Here is a 17,888-nt window from a genome sequence, read left to right as displayed (position 1 = left end):
TCGGCCCCTCAAGCCGACTGACGGACCCCCAGCCCGGCTGACGGCACCTCAACTCCCATACGAACCACACGGCACGGCACCTCTCGGGGTGCCGTGCCGCGATCCACCCTGCCCGAAAACTCCGTGAACTCACGCAGAGGACCCCCGAATGTCCCTCCCACTCGCGGCCGCCGCCCCCGAGGCCCCACCCCACACCGGCGGCCTGCTCCTCCTCATCGACGGTACGGCCGGCCTGCTGACCGTCGCCGCCATCGGCATCGCGCTGCTGCTGTTCCTCATCATCAAGGCGAGACTCCAGCCGTTCGTCGCACTGCTCGCGGTCTCCATAGCCGTCGGCCTGATGGCAGGACTGTCGGTCACCGAACTCTTCGGCACCGTCCAGCGCTCGGACGCCGTGTCCACCATCGAGACCGGCATGGGCGGCATCCTCGGCCATGTCGCGATCATCATCGGCCTGGGCACGATGCTCGGCGCGATCCTCGAAGTCAGCGGCGGCGCCGAGGTGTTGGCGTCCCGGCTGCTGAACCTCTTCGGCGAGAAGCGCGCCCCGCTCGCGATGGGCATGACCGGCCTCATCTTCGGCATACCGGTCTTCTTCGACGTCGGCATCTTCGTCCTCGCGCCGATCGTGTACGCCGCAGCCAAACGCTCCGGCAAGTCGATCCTGCTCTACTGCCTGCCGCTGCTCGCGGGTCTGTCGATGACCCACGCCTTCCTGCCCCCGCACCCCGGCCCGGTGGCCGCCGCCGGCCTCCTGCACGTGGACCTCGGCTGGGTCATCCTCATGGGCGTCATCTGCGGCATCCCCGCCGTGCTGGCCGCCTGGGCGTACGCGGCATGGGTCGGCCGCCGCGTCTTCGTCGCCGTACCGCAGGACATGGTCGAGGCGGCGGAGGAGGCCAAGCTGGCGGTGGTCAACGAGCAGCGGGCGCAGGGTGTCGCGCCGCGTGAGCAGCCGGTGCCGCTGGGCACGGTCCTCGGCATCATCGGGACGCCGCTGATCCTGATCCTGGCCGCCACCTTCTCCTCGATCGCCCTGGACCCCTCCACGGGCCGCTCGGTGATCGAGTTCTTCGGCCACCCCTTCGTCGCCCTCACCATCGCCCTGCTCCTCGCCTACTACCTGCTCGGCATCCGCCGCGGCTGGTCCCGCAAGTCCCTGGAGACGGTGTCCACGGCCTCCCTCAAGCCGGTCGGCAACATCCTCCTCGTCGTCGGCGCGGGCGGGATCTTCGGCGCGGTCCTCAAGGCCAGCGGGGTCGCCCAGGCCCTCTCCGACACCTTCAACGACGTCGGACTGCCGGTGATCGTGCTCGCGTACCTGCTCTCGCTCGTGCTGCGGGTCGCGCAGGGCTCGGCGACGGTCGCGATCGTCACGACGGCCGGCATCGTCGCCCCGCTGCTCGCCGAGGGCCACCACTCCCAGGCCTTCGTCGCCCTGGTCATCATGGCCATCTCCGCGGGCTCCATCTTCGCCTCGCACGTCAACGACGGCGGCTTCTGGATGGTCGCCAAGTACTTCGGCATCAGCGAACGCGACACCCTGAAGACGTGGACCGTGCTGGAGTCGGTGCTGTCGGTGGCGGGGTTCGTGATGGCGGGAGTGCTGAGCGTGTTCGTGTAGCCGTAGTGTGTTGGTGTCGCCCCATGTGGTCGGGTAGCCCCATGTAGGCGTCCGGTAACGAAGTTGGGGCTGGCTGTGTGCGACACAGGATCGTCGACCATACTGCCCGCTGTGGAGCAGCGCATAGGTTCGAGCAGCCAGCCCCTGAAGGGCGAGCCCGTGACGGGTGCCGGATTCGACCCGGCCTTCATCCCCGGGCTCACCGCACCCGCGCCCGGAGCCGCATCCGGCGAGCCGGCGGACGCCGAGCCGGCGGAGACGGCCGCCTCGGGGGAGAAACCCGCCCCGGAGAAGCCCGCCGCGGGCTCGGAGGTCTCCGAGCCCGCGGAGACCTCCGAGGAGACGGACTCCGAGTCCGCGGAGGCCTCCGAGGCCCCCGACGGCCCTGTCTTCGAGGCGTCCGACCGCCGCGCGAAGATCGTCGCCGACCACCGGGGCGTACGACTCGCCCTGGACGACCAGGCGTGCGAGTTCCGCTGGGACGAGATCGGTGCCGTGGAGACGGAGGTCCCCCGTTTCGGCAAGCGGCTCACCATCACGGTGCACACCCCCGACCGCCGCTGGTACCCGATCGAGATCGAGGCCGAGTCCAGAAGCGCCTTCGACGCGTGGGACGAACAACTGGACGCGGTCCTGGACGCCTACTTCGAGGACGGCGACGAGGAGAGCGCGGACGAGGGCGAGGCCACCGAGGGCGCAGCAGCAGCCGAGGCAGCCGAGGTCGCAGAGGCAGCCGAGGCCGCTGAGGAACAGAACGGCGGGGCGGCGGAGAAGACCGAGGCCGGAGACACCAAGGCAGCGAAGTCCAACGCCGGGAAGTCCAAGTCGGCGAAGGCCGGTGCGGAGGCATCCGACGAGACGGACGCCGACTGACCAGAGTGGCACCGCCTGTGGCGGAGGGGTCGGCAGTCGGCACGGTGACAACCCAGGTCCGCGCAGGTCGCGGCGCGAATGGGTGCCCCTACGCGCCCCCTTCCTTCACCGCACGCCCTCTTGTGTCCTCGGCCGCTTTACGCTTTCTTGATCCGCATGGCGGACACCACGGACACCACGGACACCACGGACAGCAAGGACAGCGCAGCGACAGGGGCGTCGGCCACCTCGACACCCCGGAAGTCCAGTTGGAAGTACATCGGCCCGGGCATCGTCGTCGCCGCGACCGGCGTCGGCGCCGGTGACCTCGTCGCCACCCTCATCGCGGGCAGCAACTTCGGCTACACCCTCCTGTGGGCGGCCGTCATCGGCTGCCTGGTCAAGATCTCCCTCGCCGAGGCGGCGGGCCGCTGGCACCTGTCCACCGGCCGAACCCTCTTCGACGGCTGGGCGAGCCTCGGCCGCTGGACCACCTGGTTCTTCGTCGTCTACGTCGTGATCTGGGGCTTCGTCTACGGCGCGGCGGCGATGTCGTCGAGCGCGCTGCCCCTGCAGGCCCTGTTCCCCGACGTGATGGACCTCAAGGCGTGGGCCGTCGTGTGCGGGCTGGTCGGCCTGGTCTTCGTCTGGTTCAACAAGTACGAGGTCTTCGAGAAGGTCATGACGGTCCTGGTGGGCGTCATGTTCGTCGTCACGGTCTACCTGGCGATCCGGGTCACGCCCCACCTGGGCGACGCCTTCGCGGGTCTGCTCCCGGTCCTGCCCGACGAGAAGGACTCGATCCTCAACACCCTCGGCCTGATCGGCGGCGTCGGCGGCACGATCACGCTCGCCGCGTACGGCTACTGGGTCAACGCGAAGGGCTGGACGAACACCGGCTGGATGAAGGTCATGCGCCTGGACAACCGGGTCGCGTACGCCACCACCGGCATCTTCGTCGTGGCGATGCTCTTCGTCGGAGCGGAACTGCTCCACACGGCGAACGTGGAGATCGCGAGCGGCGACAAGGGCCTGATCCAGCTGACCGACATTCTGGAGGACAAGTACGGCACGGCGACGGCCAAGTTCTTCCTCATCGGCTTCTTCGCCACGTCCTTCACCTCCCTCATCGGCGTCTGGCACGGCGTCAGCCTGATGTTCGCGGACTTCGTGGCGCGGTACCGGTCGGGTCGGGTGCGCGAGAAGGGCGAGGGCGGGGAGGTCGCGTCGGGCGGGGAGGTCGCATCGGGCGAGGCGATCGCATCGGGCGGCCGGGAGAAGTCCTGGCCCTTCCGCGCGTACCTGCTCTGGCTGACCTTCCCCCCGATCGTCCTGCTCTTCCAGGGCCAGCCCTTCCGCCTGATCATCCTCTACGGCGTCCTCGGCGCCGCCTTCCTCCCCTTCCTCGCCGGCACGCTGATGTGGCTCCTCAACACCTCCCGCACGCCTCGCGAATGGCGCAACGGCCTGCTCAGCAACGCGATGCTGACGATCGCGGGCCTGCTGTTCCTGATCCTGTGCGTCAAGCAGATCTGGGACCAGCCGTGGGGGGAGTTCTTCTGAGCCGGCCTGCTCTGCCCGCCCTGCTCTGTCGGCGTTCGGCTCAAGGGGACGCTGTGCGCCTGCGTGACTGGAGTACTTCGCTGCTCCGGCCGGCTGCGATGACACCACGCAAGGGGAACGCGACGAGGACCGCGACCAGGACGAGGAGCCCGCTTGCCCACAGCGGCCCGAGGTCTCCGGCCGCGGTGCCGAGGGTGGTCGCGGCGAGGAGTGGTCCGACGGCGGCGCCGACGTTGAGTGCGGCGGTCGCGTAGGAGCCGCCCATGGTGGGAGCTCCCGCGGCCTCGTACAGGACCCGCGTGATCAGCGTGCTGCCCAGCGCGAACGACAGCGCGCCCTGCACGAACACGAGGGCGAGCAGCGCGACGGGCTTGTCGGCCAGTACGGCCAGGGCCGGCCAGCCGAGGAGCAGCAGCGGACCGCCGACTGCGAGGACCGAGCCGGGTCGCTGGTCGGACATCCGGCCGGCGACCGTGACCCCGGCAAAGGAACCGACACCGAAGAGCACCAGAACGACAGAGATCCACAGCTCGCCCAGCCCGGCCGTGTCGGTCACGACGGGGGCGAGGAAGGTGAAGCCGGCGAAGGTTGCCGCGTTCACCAGCGCGCCGAGCAGCATGACCACGAGCAGCCTCGGGCTTTTGAGGAGTGCGAGCTCCGATCGCAAGGCCAGCCTGTCAGCTGTCTCCTTCTGCTCACGGCGTCCTGGGATTCCTGCGAGGATGCCGATGGCTGCGGGCAGGCAAAGAGCAGCGACAGCCCAGAACGTGGCCCGCCAGCCGAGCAGCGCGCCGAGCACCGCTCCTCCGGGGACCCCGGCGATCGTGGCCACTGTGGTGCCCGACAGCAGCACGGCGAGCGCGCGTCCCTTCCTGTCGGGCGAGACGAGCGTGGCGGCAATCGTCAGCGCCACGGCGAGGAACCCCGCGTTCGCCAGCGCGGCGACCACCCGGGTCGCCAACAGGACCGGGAAGCTCGATGTGGCAGCGCCCACGGCGTGGGCTGCCAAGAACACGAAGACGAACCCGAACAGGCTGGACCGTCCGGGCCAGGTGCGGGCAAGCCCGGCCATGAGCGGGGCGCCGACGATCATTCCGATCGCGAAGGCCGTGGTGAGCATGCCTGCTGTTCCGACGGTGACATTGAGGTCCGAGGCGATGTCCGGCAACAGGCCGGCGAGCATGAACTCCGAGGTGCCCATGGCGAAGACCGCCATGGCAAGCAGATACAACGGGAAAGGCATCGAGTGGCTCCGAGGTGAGGAGAAGCACGAGAAGGTCATCTCGTCACCGCGGTCAGCACCCAAGGGCACACTCGTCCGGCCACAGCACGCGGCGGAACGGCACGACTACGAACTCAGTGGCTCAGTGGCTCAGGGGGCTGACGGCGTGACCGAAAGCCCCCACCTTGTCCGACTCAGGGCTCGACATAGCCCGCACGGTACCCGACCGATACCCGTCCGGGCACCTGGGTTTCACTGCTGTCGGCGTGTGGCACCAACGCGAGGTTGGGCAGCACCTGGTCGCAAGCGACCCAGGTCGTCTGGCCCAGGAGGCTGGTCACCGACATGCGGTTGCCGCGGTCGTCGCACTGGGTTCTCGTCTCGCGGTCGCCGGGACGGGCCAGGTGAGAAGGTTGCCTGTCCCGTCGTAGCGGAACGGTGCCCGGTGGATGAGTGGGTCGGCGTTCAGAGGAGGTAGTCGGCCTTCCCTGCCTTGATGTCGAGGATCATCGTGCGGAGCGCTTCGCGTGAGTCCGTGAGGTAGGTGTCCTCGGCACCGGCTATGGCGATGTAGGCGTTGCCTTCGGGGTCGGTGCCGAGGCGGAAGCAGTTGTTGCCTTCACCGCAGAAGGGTTCTTCCCAGGCGATGCGGTCGGTCATGGCGTCTCCTACAACTCACGGGCGATCTTGTGGATGACGTCACGTGATTCTTCCGGACTCATCGTCGCGGCATCCATCCAGTCCAGATGCGCACGGTACTTCGTCAGCTGCGCCTCGGCATGGGTGAATTCCGGCCCGTGCGCCGAGTCCAGTTGCACGGTGTCGAGTTGGGGCACGATCCCGTCCGCGTAGAGCAGGGCATGTCCTGCACCGGGGAAGTCACCCTTGGACGTGGGAATCACCCGGACCTCGATACTCTCGCGCTCGGTCTGGCCGACCAGATGCTTGAGCTGCTGCAGAGTTGCTTCCGTGCCGCCGTAGGGCATGCGCAGGGCGGCCTCGTGGACGTAGGCGATGTACGGCAGTGGGTCCGGCCGCTCGAAGACCTGCTGGCGCTCCATCCGATGCGCGACGCGCAGCTCGACTTCCAGACGGCTCAGCGGCGGCAGTACGGCTGTGAAGACGGCGCGGGCGTACTCCTCGGTCTGAAGCAGTCCCGGGATGTGCATGACCTGAGCGGTACGGATGCGCGCGGCGTTCCACTCCAACTCGGCGATGTCCAAGAGTCCGGACGGCAGCGTCCCTCGGTGGCGCTCCCACCACCCACGCTCCTTGCCGCCGGCCATGCCCACCAGAGCTTCGATGTAACTCTCCTCTGTGCATGCGTAGTTGCAGGCGAGGGTGCGAATGCGCTCGGGCGAGAAGGGGCGGATACCGGACTCCATGTTGGACAGCCGCGTCCTGTCGATCCCCAGGAGCCCCGCCGCGTACTCCGTGGTGGCCTCCGCCGCCAGCCGCATCTTGCGCAACTCGGCACCGAGGCGTTTCTGCCGTTCCGTTGGAGTGGTTCTCGTTGGCATGGCGACAGTCTGCCCGCAATGCGGCGATCACGTCCACGCGCTTAGGGGGTAATTATCTCCGACGTGATGGACACCGTGACCCCCTCTTCTCTACAGTCTGTAATGCACCAACTACGTAAAGCAGTTGGCAGTGCATCGCGTGAGTCTGCCCGCACTCTCCTTCCCTGGGAGGAGCGGGCTCGCGTCAGGGAGACAGGCCACCGACTGCCGCGCCGCACCACATCCACACACCCACCCGAAGGAGTCACTCATGCCCATCTCCCACTGCCCCGTCACCCCCGCCTCCACAGCCGACCCCATCGCCCCCACCGCCGAAACCCTGTCCTACAGCTTCACCCTCCCCGCAGCCCTGGCCACCCCCGCACTCGCACGAGCCACGACCCGCGAGGTCCTCAAAGTGCACGGTCTCCCCGACCTGCTGGACCCGGCCCTACAAGCGGTCAGCGAACTCACCGCAACGGCAGCTCAGTTCACCGACTCCCCGACCATCTACCTCTCCCTCCGCTACCGCTCCTCCACCCTCCGCGTGATCGCTTACGACAGCCATCCCCGCCACACTCACCCCCGCCTCGCCACAGCCTGCGACACCCGCCGCCGCGCAGCCCTCCGCTTCCTGGCCTGCGTCTGCCGCGCCTGCGACGGCACGTGGGGCTTCGGCGAGTCCCACGAACCGGGCGGCGGGACGCGGATGTGGGCAACGCTGCCGAGGGCGGGCGCGGCGGCGTACGGAAGGGCTACCGGAAGGGGATGTTGAGCCAGGGACTGCCGGGGTCGGTCATCAGGATCCGGTGGGCGTCGACCATGTCCGTGTACCACTCACCGAACTCCTCGTCGTCAAAGTGCAGGCACCGCCCGAGGATGTAACGGCGGAGAAGCCCTGCCAGGACCTGTATGGCCGGGCCGCCGTCCGGCCGGTCTCAAGGACGGTGGCTTCGGCCTCGTGCAGGGTCCCGAACCTGGCATCCAGCCCCCACCGAGCCATCTTCGAAGCACGACCGAGATTCCAGGCGTCGAGGGAGGTTGTTGACCGGTTCTTGTCCAACACTCCGTCGGCCCGCATTCGGGCTCTGTATCGGGTGATACGCCCGATGAGAAGCTGAACGCCCTCGATGTGAGCCTCGGTCTCGGCCGCCGGCTGGGGGCGGGAAGGACCCGCCTGGGCAGAAGCGGATCGAGGTCGGCACCGACCTGTTCCAGCACATACCCAGGGGCATCGGCGATCCACTCGCCGACCGCCAGCAGCGAGGTCGCTCCGGCCAGCATCGCGCACGCGGTGAGAGCAAGCACGACGGCCAGGCGGTGGCGCACCCCGCGTGGGTCACGCGGGTCCGGCACCTCGGCCAGCCGCTCCAGCAGGCCCGGGACCTCCTCACGTCCGACCTGCGGATTCCTCGCGCAGTTGGTCAAGGGCAGGCGGGAACGGATCAGAGATGATGCGTCGGCTGGCACGGTCTTCCACTTGGGTCACGGGGCGTAGCGAACTCCATGATCTTGGAAGCCGTGCCTGTCACGTTCCGAGGCACCGCTGAGCTGGTAGTTCGCCACGAGCTGGGCGTCACGCGACTATGCCGAAACCCTGGGTAGGGGCCGTCACCGCGGATCTCCCGGACCATGAGCACGAACAGCACACATGCGGCGAACTGCACGGTGGCGTAGAAGGCGGATCGGAGGGGAGTGGTACTGCTGTTCCTACCCTCGCGACTGGCGGCCGGCGTATCGCCCAGAAGATAATCGAACAAGCGAACTGCGGCCCGGGACCGCAGCGCCACAGGCACGACACAGTCCGAACCGGAGACAGTCATGACTGGCAAACCGGACTTGAACGCACGCATCATCCACGAGTTCCGTGCCGAGGCACGCATCGAGGTGGGCGACGCGATCCTCGCCGTGCGCGCCGTCGAACTGCGGGGCACGGAGCGCGACACGGCGTTCGCCGAGCAGGCTCGCCGCTCTCCCGGCTTCGCCGGCTATCAGAGCAAGACCGAGTGGGTCATCCCCGTGATCGCGCTCATTCCCCTCGGTGAAGGCGCCGAGTCCGCCGATCGCGCAGAACGGACACCGTCATGACCATGGCCTACCTCGCCCAGCCCGAGCAGCAGCAGAGGCTCGAATGGCTCGACGGCGGCGAGTTCGCCGTACTTCTGGACAGCGTGGCCACCGGCGGACAGGTGACCGTCGGACGGTTCTCCGTCGGCAAGGGCGAGGCGCCGCCTTACCACACGCACACCCGTGAGGACGAGATCTTCATGCTGATCAAGGGCAGTGCGCTGCTGTGGTGCGACGACCAGGAGATGGAACTGTCGGAGGGCGGCATCGTCTACCTCCCCCGGAACGTCCCCCACGGCTACCGGATCACTTCCGACACCGCCGACCTGCTGATGATCTGCACCCCCGGCGGCATCGAAGGCATGTTCCGCCACGCCGGACGTGACCTGGCCACCCCGCGCCCCGAAGGCTTCGAGATCTCACGGGACCTCATGGCCGAAGCCGCCGACATGTACGGCCAGATCATCGTCGGGCCGCCGCGCTGACCGTCGGCAGGTCCGCAGCGATCACCGTTCCGCCGTACCGCACTTACCGGAACCACGAAAGGCACTGCCATGTCCCGGCAACAGCGCCAAACCCTCGACGACCTGCTGCGGCACGGCCCGCTCGACCTCGGAGGCGACGTCGCCGAACAGCGCGCCGTCTTCCACGGCATGATGACGTCCCTACCGTTGCCCCCCGACGTCTCGACCACGGCAGGCAAGTTGGGCGGCGTGCCCGTCGTCACCGTGGAGACACCGGCGAACGACCCGGCAACCGTGCTGCTGTACCTGCACGGCGGCGCTTATGCCATCGGCTCGGCGGCCGACGCCGCGGGCCTGGCCGGGGACGTCGCCCGGCGCACCGGTGCACGCGCCGTGTGCGTGGACTATCGGCTGGCCCCCGAGAACCCGTTCCCCGCAGCCGTCGACGACACGCTGGCCGTCTACCGCGCTCTGCTCGACGACGGTGTTCCCAGCTCCGCCATCGCCTTCATCGGCGAGTCGGCGGGCGGCGGTCTCGCCGTCGCGACGCTGGTCGCCGCCAAGGACGCCGGCCTGCCCCAACCCTCGTCGGCCGCGGTCTTCTCCCCGTGGGCCGATCTGAGCGTGTCCGGTGACAGCGCGGTCGGCAAGGCCGCCGTCGATCCCGCGCTGACCCCCGAAGGCCTGCGCACACGCGCCCGCGACTATCTGCGGGACACGGATCCCGCCACGCCGTATGCCAGCCCGGTCTTCGCCGATCTGACCGGCCTGGCGCCCCTGCTCATCCAGGTCGGCTCTCACGAGATCCTGTTGGACGACGCCGTACGGCTGGCAGCGCGCGCCGCCGAACACGACGTCCACGTCGAACTGCAGGTCTGGCCCCAAGTACCGCACGTCTTCCAGGCGTTCGCCGCCATGCTCGACGAGGCCGACGCCGCGCTGCGGGCCGCCGCCGCCTTCACCCGCGCACACTGGGCCGCCACCGACGACGCGTTGGGCGAGGGGCTGCCGACGAGTAAAGAGTCTGTTGTGCGGCAGTAGAAGCACCATGCGGTCCAGGGCATCTGGACGACGATGACCTGCATGGCAACGACGAACCACTTCGGCACCGCGCTGCGGGGCTGGCGCGAGCGCGTGTCACCGCAGGACAGCGGGCTGGAGGCGGGCGAGAACCGGCGAATCCCCGGACTGCGCCGAGAGGAACTGGCCCGACTGGCCGGGCTGTCGGTCGACTACGTCGTTCGGTTGGAACAGGGCCGCGCTCGGCACCCCTCGGCCCAGGTGGTCGCAGCCCTGGCCAGAGCGCTGCACCTCGACCCGTCCGAGCGTGACCATCTGTTCTGCTGCGCCCGTCTCGCACCGCCCGCCACCGGGAACGTGTCCCGGCAGGTGCCCGCGAGGGTGCACCGACTGGTAAGCCAGCTGGGAGACAACCCCACCGCGGTCTACGCCGCCGACTGGACCCTCGTCGGCTGGAACGCCATGTGGTCCGCCGTAGTCGGCGATCCCCGTACGTACGGCTGGGACGAGCGCAATCTCGTCGCCGGGATGTTCCGGTCGAGCGGTGGACGAGCGCGGGAACCGATCGCGGCATGGCCCGTTCTGTCCTGGGCGGGGGACGAAGTGGAGGAGGAGGACCTCGTCGCGGACCTGCGTGTGACAGCGGCCGCCCATCCACACGACGGACGACTCACCTCATTCGTCGACCACATGCGGCGGAACAACCCCCGCTTCGCCCGCCTGTGGTCCAACGGCACCGCCCGCACCCATGTCGGTGACCGCAAGACCATCGAACATCCGCTGGTGGGCGACATCGCCCTCGACCTCGACGTCCTGATGGCCGCCGGCACCGACCTCAGGATCGTCACGTACACGGCCGAGGCCGAGACCACGGACGCGGAGAAGATGAACGCTCTGCGTGCCGCCTGCCATCAGCCGGGCAAGAGCCCGTCCCGCCCCACGTCAGAGATCTCCAGCCCCGGCTGATGACGCCGATCCCAGGTTCAGGACGATGTGCCGGAACGTCGGCCAAACGGGCCAGCAGTTCGGGCAGTTCAACCACGGCAGCGTCAGGCTGATCACGGAGTTGGTCAAGGACGGGCGGGATCGGAGAAGATACGACGGCGGGCACGGACTTCCGTAGGGATCACTGGACTCGACACCCACATGATCTTGGAAGCTCGCGCCTGCCCTACGTTCCGGGCCCATATCGGGACGAACTCGCTCAACCCGCGACTACGCCGAGAATCGTATCTGTGCCGGCAGCGTCCAGGCGCTGGCCGGGACACTGGAAGGGCGGCGGCGCGACCTCACGTCCCGTGGAAGGGCCCAGCTGTACGCCGCCAGTCAGCTCTCCGCCTCTCCCGACGCCTTGGACCGGGACCGGGAAAGACATGTGGCGGCTGCGGGACACCGGTCGTGACGGACCCGGTGCCCCGCCCGATGTACTGCGGGAATGTCAACTTCCCGATTCGAAGGGGATGGTCACGGCAGCGCGTGCACGTGCGGTCCCACCGCCCCCGACCACGCGTTCCCCGCCGCCGCATCCCAGTTGGTGGACCACGTCATGGCCCCCCGCAGCGCCGGATAGGTCCGCGACGGTTTGAACGACCCGCACCCCGTGCCCTTCGTCAGGCAGTCCAGGGCGTTGTTCACCACGGTCGGGGACACGTACCCGCTGCCCGCCCCGCGCGCAGAGGCCGGCAGGCCCAGGCCCACCTGGGACGGGGACAGGCCGCCCTCCAGCTGGATGCAGGCCAGGGCGGTCAGGAAGTCGACCGAGCCCTGGCTGTACACCTTGCCGTCGCAGCCCAGCATGGAACCGCTGTTGTAGTACTGCATGTTGACGACCGTGAGGATGTCCTTCACGTTCAGGGCGGTCTGGAAGTACGTGTTGGACGTCGACTGCATGTCGATCGTCTGGGGGGCCATGGTGAGGACCAGGGACGGGCCCGCCTTCGCCGACAGCGCCCGCAGCGCCTGCGTCATGTACGTCGCGTTGAGGCCGTTCTCCAGATCGATGTCGACGCCGTCGAAGCCGTACGTCTGCATCAGGGAGTACACGGAGTTCGCGAAGTTCGTCGCCGATGTCGGGTCGGTCACCGAGATCGTGCCGTTCTGGCCGCCGATCGAGATGATGACCTTCTTCCCCGCCGCCTGCTTCGCCCTCACGTCCGCCTTGAACTGGTCGACCGTGTAGCCGCCGAGGCCGGCCGAGTCCAGGGCGAAGGTCACGGCGCCCGGTGTGGTCGTCGCGTCGGCGAAAGCGACCGCGATGATGTCGTACGGGGACTGGACGTCCGAGAGTTTCTGGACCGTCGCTCCGTTGTTGAAGTTCTGCCAGTAGCCGGTCACGGCGTGCTTGGGCACGTTGCCGCCGTTGCCCGAGGAGGCCGCCGTGCGGCCGGTCACCGTCGCCGACTTCGCCGACTCACCCGCCGCGTTCGTCGCCGTGACCTGGAAGGAGTACGACGTGGTGGCCGCGAGGCCGGTCACCGTGGCCGATGTTCCCGTCACCGCCGTGACCTTCGTGCCGTTGCGGTAGACGGTGTAGCCGGTCGCTCCCGAGACCGTGTTCCAGGCCAGGGACACGGACGAGGAGGAGGTTCCGGTCACGGACACACCGCTGGGCGCGGCCGGGATCGTCGGCTGCGGGTCGTCGCCACCGCCGCCGCCGTCGGGGCCGTACACCGAGATGTCGTCCGCGTAGTACGCGGCCTGGCCGTACCAGCCGTGGGTGTACACCGTCACCGAGGTCGTCGACGAGCCTGTGGTGAACGTCGTCGACAGTTGTTTCCACGAGGACGAGTCCGGGGTCCAGGTCGACACGTCCGTCGTTCCCGTGCCGGTCGCGCCCAGGTAGGCGTACCCGCCCTGCACCCACGCGCTCAGCGTGTACGTCGAGTTCGGCTTCACCGCGACCGTCTGTGAGCAGAGGGCGTTGTCCTGTCCGGCCGGCGTGGCCTTCAGGGCGGCCGAGCCGCCGTGCACCGGGGAGGAGGCGGTCGTACCGCTGCCGCCCGAACACGTCCAGTTGGCCAGGCCCGACTCGAAGCCGGCGTTCTTCGTGTTGTTGGTGTCGGCTTTCAGGTTGTCGGTGTCGGCCGCGGCGGCCTGACCCGCGGCAGCCTGACCCGCGCCCGCCGCTCCGGCGGTCAGGGCGAGGACGGTCGCGGTGAGGGCGCCGGCGAGGGTACGTATCCGTCTGCGTCCGGGCATGCCTGGTTCGCGGTGCACTGGTGCCTCCGGTGGGGGAGAGGAACGAGGACGAACGGTGGCCACCGCGTGCCCTATAAGTTGGTCCAGACCAATTCACCTGTCAAGAGTCGTGCCGCCGGAGTCAGGTGGAAAGTCGGAAAAGGCGGCTCCAACTCACCCCGCGGAACCCGGCTTCGTGGCAAGTGCGCCCCATCTGGGTGGAAAACACTGCCTTTTTGGTACTCAAGAGCAGCAGGAAGTCACAGAAACGCTGTTCTCCGGCCACAAGGGCGTGGATACAGTGCTCAGGTAGTCACGCAGTGAAGTCGAGGAGGTGCCCCGGAGTGACGCCGGGGGCCCGCGGGTATGGGGATTCGGGGAGCTGCGCGTGTCAACTGCCATCGCTGTGACCAGTGCCGACATGGCGCTGCCGCCGCAAGACGACCGAACCGTGCCCGCAGCTGTCCTGTCGGACCTGGACCGCCAGCCCCTCGACCGGTCACTGGCCGCCCTGCAGACGCTGATCGACCTGCACGGGCATGTGATCGTCGTGTGCTCGCAGGCGGTCCCCCGGGAGGTCGAGCGGCGGTTGCTCACGGTCCGCTCCCTCCTGGAAAGCGACCGGATCGCCCTGTTCCAGCCCGATCTGCCACCCCTCGGACTCGCCGTGCTGGCCCGCCAGTTGCGCCAGCTCGCCTCCTGCGACCTGAGCCCCGGCGTGCTCGCCTCAGCCGCCCGGCTGCTCACCCACTATCTTCACGCCGGCGCGCTCCTCGGCTCCGTCGCCAGGCTCGACCGCGTCCCCGTGAACCTGAAGTCGCACGCCAAGTCCTGGATGCCGGGCAGCCAGTTCGGTGTACTCGCCCACCCGCAGCAGCAGCTCGTCCGCATCGAACCCGGCGTCACCCTGACGGGCCCGGAGTTCACCACCTCGATGCTGGTCGCCCGAGGGCAGCTGCAGTCCGACTGGGTCAACGCGACGCTGGCCAAGTCCTGGAACGTGCAGGGGCTGCGCGAGGCCACGCTGCCGGCCGAGTCGGCGCTGTGGTGGGGCACCGGCAAGCTGATCGAGTTCTGCACCTTCCTGCCCGACCTGTCGGTGCTTTACCAACTGGTCACCTCGGTACGGCAGAACATCTGCCACTGGTGCGGCATCGAGGTCATCGGCGACCGCTGCGTCTTCTGCTCCGCCGTATCGCCGGTATCGCCCGCATACGAGTCGCCCGCATATGAGTCGTCCGCATACGAGTCGTCCGCATACGAAGACCAGTCGCTCGTGGACGAGAGCCAGTCACCCGCGTACGACAACCTGTCCCCCGCGTACGACAACCTGTCACCTGCGCGCGAGAACCCCGCGCACAAGAACCCCCCGCACAAGAACCCCGTACCCAGGAACCAACTGCCCGCCGGGTGAGCCGCCGCGGAACCTGCCCGCTCCGCCAAGACCCGCCCGCAAGACCGGCTCCGCCAAGACCCGCCCGCAAGACCCACCCGCCAGACCCAACCCCCCCCCGACGAGGTCGTACGGTTCATGAACTCCCGTCAGCGCCGCGGCGTGATACTCCTGCTCCTGTCGGTCCTGTGCGCCCTCGGCGCGTTCGCCGGCGTGCTGTCCGTCATCAACGACGTGAAGTCCAAGGTCGGCCCCGAGGTCACGGCGTACCGGCTGAAGTCCGAGGTGGAGCCCTACACCAGCCTCAGCGCGAGCCAGTTCGAGAAGACCGAGATGCCGAAGCGCTGGCTGCCGGACACCGCGGTCACCGATCTCTCCGAGCTCCGCGGCAAGATCGCCGTCACCACGCTGAAAGCGGGCTCCCTGCTGCAGAGCGACATGGTCGTCGATCAGCCCGCTCTGCGGCCCGGGGAGCAGGAGGTCGCCATCATGATCGACGCGGCCACCGGTGTCGCGGGGAAGATCACGGCGGGTTCGGCGGTCAACGTGTACGCCACCTTCGAGGGACAGCGGGAGGGTGCTCCCGACCAGTCCAAGATCATCGTGACCAGCGCCAGGGTCATCGACGTCGGCAAGATCCCCGTGCTCAAGCAGGACGCGGACGACCGCACCCGGCAGGAGACCAAGGCCGTCCCGATCACCTTCGCGCTCACCACTCTCGACGCCCAGCGCATCACGTACGCCGAGTCGTTCGCCAAGGAGGTCCGGCTCGCACTCGTCGCGCCCGGCACCGGCACCACCGTCCCGGAGCAGGACCGCACCTACGAACTCGCCAAGGACAAGTGAGAGGCCGCCATGCCCACGAGGATCCTCCCGGCAGTCGGCGACGCGGACGCGGTACGGTCCATCACCACACTGCTCAGCCAGCTCCCGGACGCCGAACCGCTCGCCCCGGTGGTCGACTCCACCCAGCTCATCGACGCCCTCGCCCGCCTCGCCGCCGAGTCGATCGACGAACTGCCCGAGGTCGTGGTCGTACATGAACGCATCGGCCCGGTCCCGGCCCTGGAACTCATCCGCGAGGTCGCTCTCCGCTTCCCGTCCGTCGGGGTCATCCTGGTCACCTCCGACGCCAGCCCCGGCCTCTTCCAGGCCGCCATGGACTACGGTGCCCGCGGCCTGATCGCCTTGCCGCTCGGCTACGAGGAGCTGGCCAGCCGGGTCCAGGCGGTCGCCCAGTGGTCCGTGGGCGTACGGCGTCACCTGGGCGCCGGGGGAGACGTGTTCACCGGCGTCGGCGGTACCGTCGTCACGGTCAGCGGGGCGAAGGGCGGCGTGGGGGCCACCCTCACCGCCATCCACCTCGCCCTCGCCGCGCAGGCCTCCGGCCGGAGCACCGCCCTGCTGGACATGGACCTGCAGACCGGCGACATCGCCTCCTATCTCGACGTCCAGTTCCGCCGCTCGGTCGTCGACCTCGCCGCCATCACCGACCTCTCCCCGCGTGTCCTCGCCGACGCCGTCTTCCGCCACGACACCGGCGTCGCCCTGCTGCTCGCGCCCGGCGAGGGCGAACGCGGCGAGGAGGTCACCGACCGCGCCGCCCGCCAGATCGTCAGCGCCCTGCGCTCCCGCTACGAGGTCGTCGTCGTCGACTGCGGCGCCCAGCTCGGTGGTGCGGGCGCCGCCGCCGTGGAGATGGCCGACACGGCCCTGCTGGTCACCACGCCCGACGTGGTCGCCGTCCGGGGCGCCAAACGCACGGTCCGCATGTGGGACCGGCTGCAGATCCGCAAGGCCGAGGAGACGACCGTCGTCGTCAACCGGCACACCCGCGGTACGGAGATCCAGCCCCCGCTGATCCAGAAGATCACCGGAACCCTCGTCGCGGGCACGGCGATCCCGGCCAACTTCAAGGAACTGCAGAGCGCGGTGGACGCCGGCCGGGTCCACGAACTCGACGGCAAAAGCACGGTGAAGCAGGCCCTGTGGGGTCTCGCGGCCGAACTGGGGCTGGTCAAGGGGGCCGAGGGGCCCGGTCACCGGGCGGGCCGGTTCCGGGGTGGCGACCGGAGTGGCAGCCGGGGTGGCAGCCGGGGTGGCGACCGGGGTGGTGACCGGGGGACGGTCGGCTTCCGGCGGCGCAGAGAGCTGGGGAGGTAGCGGTGCGCTCACCCGTTCCCGTTCCCGTTCCCGTTCCCGGACGGAGGGACGAGGGCCAGGTCACCGTCGAGTTCCTCGGCATGACCCCGCTGATCCTCCTCACCCTGGTGCTGATGTGGCAGTTCGTGCTGCTGGGATACACGTTCACGCTCGCGGGGAATGCTGCGGACGAGGCGGTACGGGCGGGAACGGCGGTTCCGGAGGGCGAGCGGCAGGGGGCGTGCGAAGAGGCGGGGCTGGACAAGCTCCCGGACGCGTGGGGCGGTGAGGTGGAGTGCGCCACGTCCGGCGGCTATGTCACGGCCGACGTCACCCTCCACGTCCCCGTCCTCTTCCCGGGCTCGATCGGCTTCCCCTTCGACGTGAGGGGCCACGCCGGCGCCGTAGAGGAGGTGAAGGACTGAGATGTCGTACGAGGGGAATCGCCACAGCGGACGCGGGAATCGCCACGACGGGCGCGGGAATCGCCACGACGGGCGCGGGAGCCGCCGCAGCGGGCGCGGGGTTCGCCGCGACCGCGGTCAGGTCGCGCTCGAATACCTCGGGTTCATCCCGATCCTGATCCTCGTGGCGATGGCGGGCGTACAGATCGGACTCATCGCCTACACCGCCCAGCAGGCCGGCACCGCGGCCCGGGCGGGTGCGCGGGCGGCCTCGATCGGCGAGAGCGCCCAGGAGGGGTGCGTGAATGCGATCAGCGACTGGCTGACCGTCGATTGCCCCCCTGTGGAGAGCGGTGACGAGGTCACCGTCACCGCCACCGTCCCGATCCCGTCGATCGTCCCCGGCTGGAACTTCGACCCCGCCCGGAAGACCGCCACCATGCCGCTCGACCACTGAGGAA

General features: G+C 69.0%; 15 protein-coding genes and 4 pseudogenes. 13 read left to right on the top strand and 6 right to left on the bottom strand.

Annotated elements, in window-relative coordinates:
• Positions 1–148: 148 nt before the first annotated feature.
• From M2271_RS13115 to M2271_RS13105, 3 genes are all read left to right on the top strand, one after another.
• On the top strand, positions 149–1,624 hold the full coding sequence (locus M2271_RS13115; RefSeq protein WP_280887340.1) for a gluconate:H+ symporter: 1,476 nt from the start codon (positions 149–151) through the stop codon (positions 1,622–1,624).
• 111 nt (positions 1,625–1,735) lie between these two features.
• A complete protein-coding gene (locus M2271_RS13110) occupies positions 1,736–2,497 on the top strand; it encodes a hypothetical protein (protein ID WP_280887339.1) in 762 nt (253 codons plus the stop codon).
• Positions 2,498–2,653: 156 nt separating this feature from the next.
• Positions 2,654–4,039, top strand: coding sequence for an Nramp family divalent metal transporter (locus M2271_RS13105; RefSeq protein WP_280887338.1), 1,386 nt, complete (start codon positions 2,654–2,656; stop codon positions 4,037–4,039).
• A 40-nt stretch (positions 4,040–4,079) separates the two neighbouring features.
• On the opposite strand, the gene M2271_RS13100 is transcribed toward M2271_RS13105, so the two are convergent.
• From M2271_RS13100 to M2271_RS13090, 3 genes are all read right to left on the bottom strand, one after another.
• Entirely contained in the window at positions 4,080–5,282 is a 1,203-nt protein-coding gene (locus M2271_RS13100; RefSeq protein WP_280887337.1) for a Cmx/CmrA family chloramphenicol efflux MFS transporter, read from the bottom strand.
• Positions 5,283–5,726: 444 nt separating this feature from the next.
• Positions 5,727–5,921: a hypothetical protein gene (locus M2271_RS13095; RefSeq protein ID WP_280887336.1), complete on the bottom strand. Its 195-nt coding sequence runs from the start codon at positions 5,919–5,921 to the stop codon at positions 5,727–5,729.
• 8 nt (positions 5,922–5,929) lie between these two features.
• Positions 5,930–6,781: a DUF5753 domain-containing protein gene (locus M2271_RS13090; protein WP_280887335.1), complete on the bottom strand. Its 852-nt coding sequence runs from the start codon at positions 6,779–6,781 to the stop codon at positions 5,930–5,932.
• Positions 6,782–7,031: 250 nt separating this feature from the next.
• On the opposite strand from M2271_RS13090, the gene M2271_RS13085 reads away from it, so the two are divergent.
• Positions 7,032–7,535 carry an ATP-binding protein gene (locus M2271_RS13085; protein WP_280887334.1) on the top strand — a complete coding sequence of 168 codons (504 nt, stop codon included), beginning with the start codon at positions 7,032–7,034 and terminating at the stop codon, positions 7,533–7,535.
• On the opposite strand, the pseudogene M2271_RS13080 reads toward M2271_RS13085, so the two are convergent.
• Positions 7,516–7,922: pseudogene (locus M2271_RS13080) on the bottom strand (DUF1266 domain-containing protein); the annotation flags it as partial. The gene M2271_RS13085 and the pseudogene M2271_RS13080 overlap by 20 nt on opposite strands.
• Positions 7,923–7,999: 77 nt before the next feature.
• Positions 8,000–8,089 (bottom strand): annotated as a pseudogene (locus tag M2271_RS13075) (hypothetical protein); the annotation flags it as partial.
• A 492-nt stretch (positions 8,090–8,581) separates the two neighbouring features.
• Between M2271_RS13075 and M2271_RS13070 the strand changes: the two are divergent.
• The 4 genes from M2271_RS13070 (at position 8,582) to M2271_RS13055 (ending at position 11,277) form a co-directional block, all read left to right on the top strand.
• Positions 8,582–8,848: a nitroreductase/quinone reductase family protein gene (locus M2271_RS13070; RefSeq protein ID WP_280887333.1), complete on the top strand. Its 267-nt coding sequence runs from the start codon at positions 8,582–8,584 to the stop codon at positions 8,846–8,848.
• Positions 8,845–9,312, top strand: a complete 468-nt coding sequence (locus M2271_RS13065) for a cupin domain-containing protein (RefSeq protein WP_280887332.1) — start codon at positions 8,845–8,847, stop codon at positions 9,310–9,312. The genes M2271_RS13070 and M2271_RS13065 overlap by 4 nt, the downstream gene beginning before the upstream one ends.
• A 69-nt stretch (positions 9,313–9,381) precedes the next feature.
• The gene (locus M2271_RS13060; RefSeq protein WP_280887331.1) at positions 9,382–10,332 is read left to right on the top strand and encodes an alpha/beta hydrolase; all 951 of its coding nucleotides are present in this window, start codon (positions 9,382–9,384) and stop codon (positions 10,330–10,332) included.
• Positions 10,333–10,374: 42 nt separating this feature from the next.
• Complete coding sequence (locus M2271_RS13055; RefSeq protein ID WP_280887330.1) at positions 10,375–11,277, top strand: helix-turn-helix transcriptional regulator; 903 nt, start codon at positions 10,375–10,377, stop codon at positions 11,275–11,277.
• A 498-nt stretch (positions 11,278–11,775) separates the two neighbouring features.
• Here the strand turns inward: M2271_RS13055 and M2271_RS13050 are convergent, their stop codons facing one another.
• A complete protein-coding gene (locus M2271_RS13050) occupies positions 11,776–13,527 on the bottom strand; it encodes a glycoside hydrolase family 18 protein (protein WP_280887329.1) in 1,752 nt (583 codons plus the stop codon).
• A 382-nt stretch (positions 13,528–13,909) separates the two neighbouring features.
• Between M2271_RS13050 and M2271_RS13045 the strand changes: the two are divergent.
• From M2271_RS13045 to M2271_RS13025, 5 genes and pseudogenes are all read left to right on the top strand, one after another.
• Positions 13,910–14,683: pseudogene (locus tag M2271_RS13045) on the top strand (hypothetical protein); the annotation flags it as partial.
• Positions 14,684–15,019: 336 nt separating this feature from the next.
• Positions 15,020–15,727 carry a Flp pilus assembly protein CpaB gene (cpaB, locus tag M2271_RS13040; protein ID WP_280887328.1) on the top strand — a complete coding sequence of 236 codons (708 nt, stop codon included), beginning with the start codon at positions 15,020–15,022 and terminating at the stop codon, positions 15,725–15,727.
• Positions 15,728–15,736: 9 nt separating this feature from the next.
• A complete protein-coding gene (locus M2271_RS13035) occupies positions 15,737–17,044 on the top strand; it encodes an AAA family ATPase (RefSeq protein WP_280887327.1) in 1,308 nt (435 codons plus the stop codon).
• Between the two features lie 80 nt (positions 17,045–17,124).
• On the top strand, positions 17,125–17,448 hold the full coding sequence (locus M2271_RS13030) for a pilus assembly protein (protein WP_280887493.1): 324 nt from the start codon (positions 17,125–17,127) through the stop codon (positions 17,446–17,448).
• Positions 17,449–17,554: 106 nt separating this feature from the next.
• Positions 17,555–17,884: pseudogene (locus M2271_RS13025) on the top strand (TadE/TadG family type IV pilus assembly protein); the annotation flags it as partial.
• Between the last annotated feature and the right edge of the window lie 4 nt (positions 17,885–17,888).

It is taken from the genome of Streptomyces sp. LBL, assembly GCF_029893585.1.
Classification (GTDB): domain Bacteria; phylum Actinomycetota; class Actinomycetes; order Streptomycetales; family Streptomycetaceae; genus Streptomyces.
The sequence above is the reverse complement of the archived record's forward strand: the minus strand, read 5'-3'. Positions and strand labels throughout refer to the sequence as shown.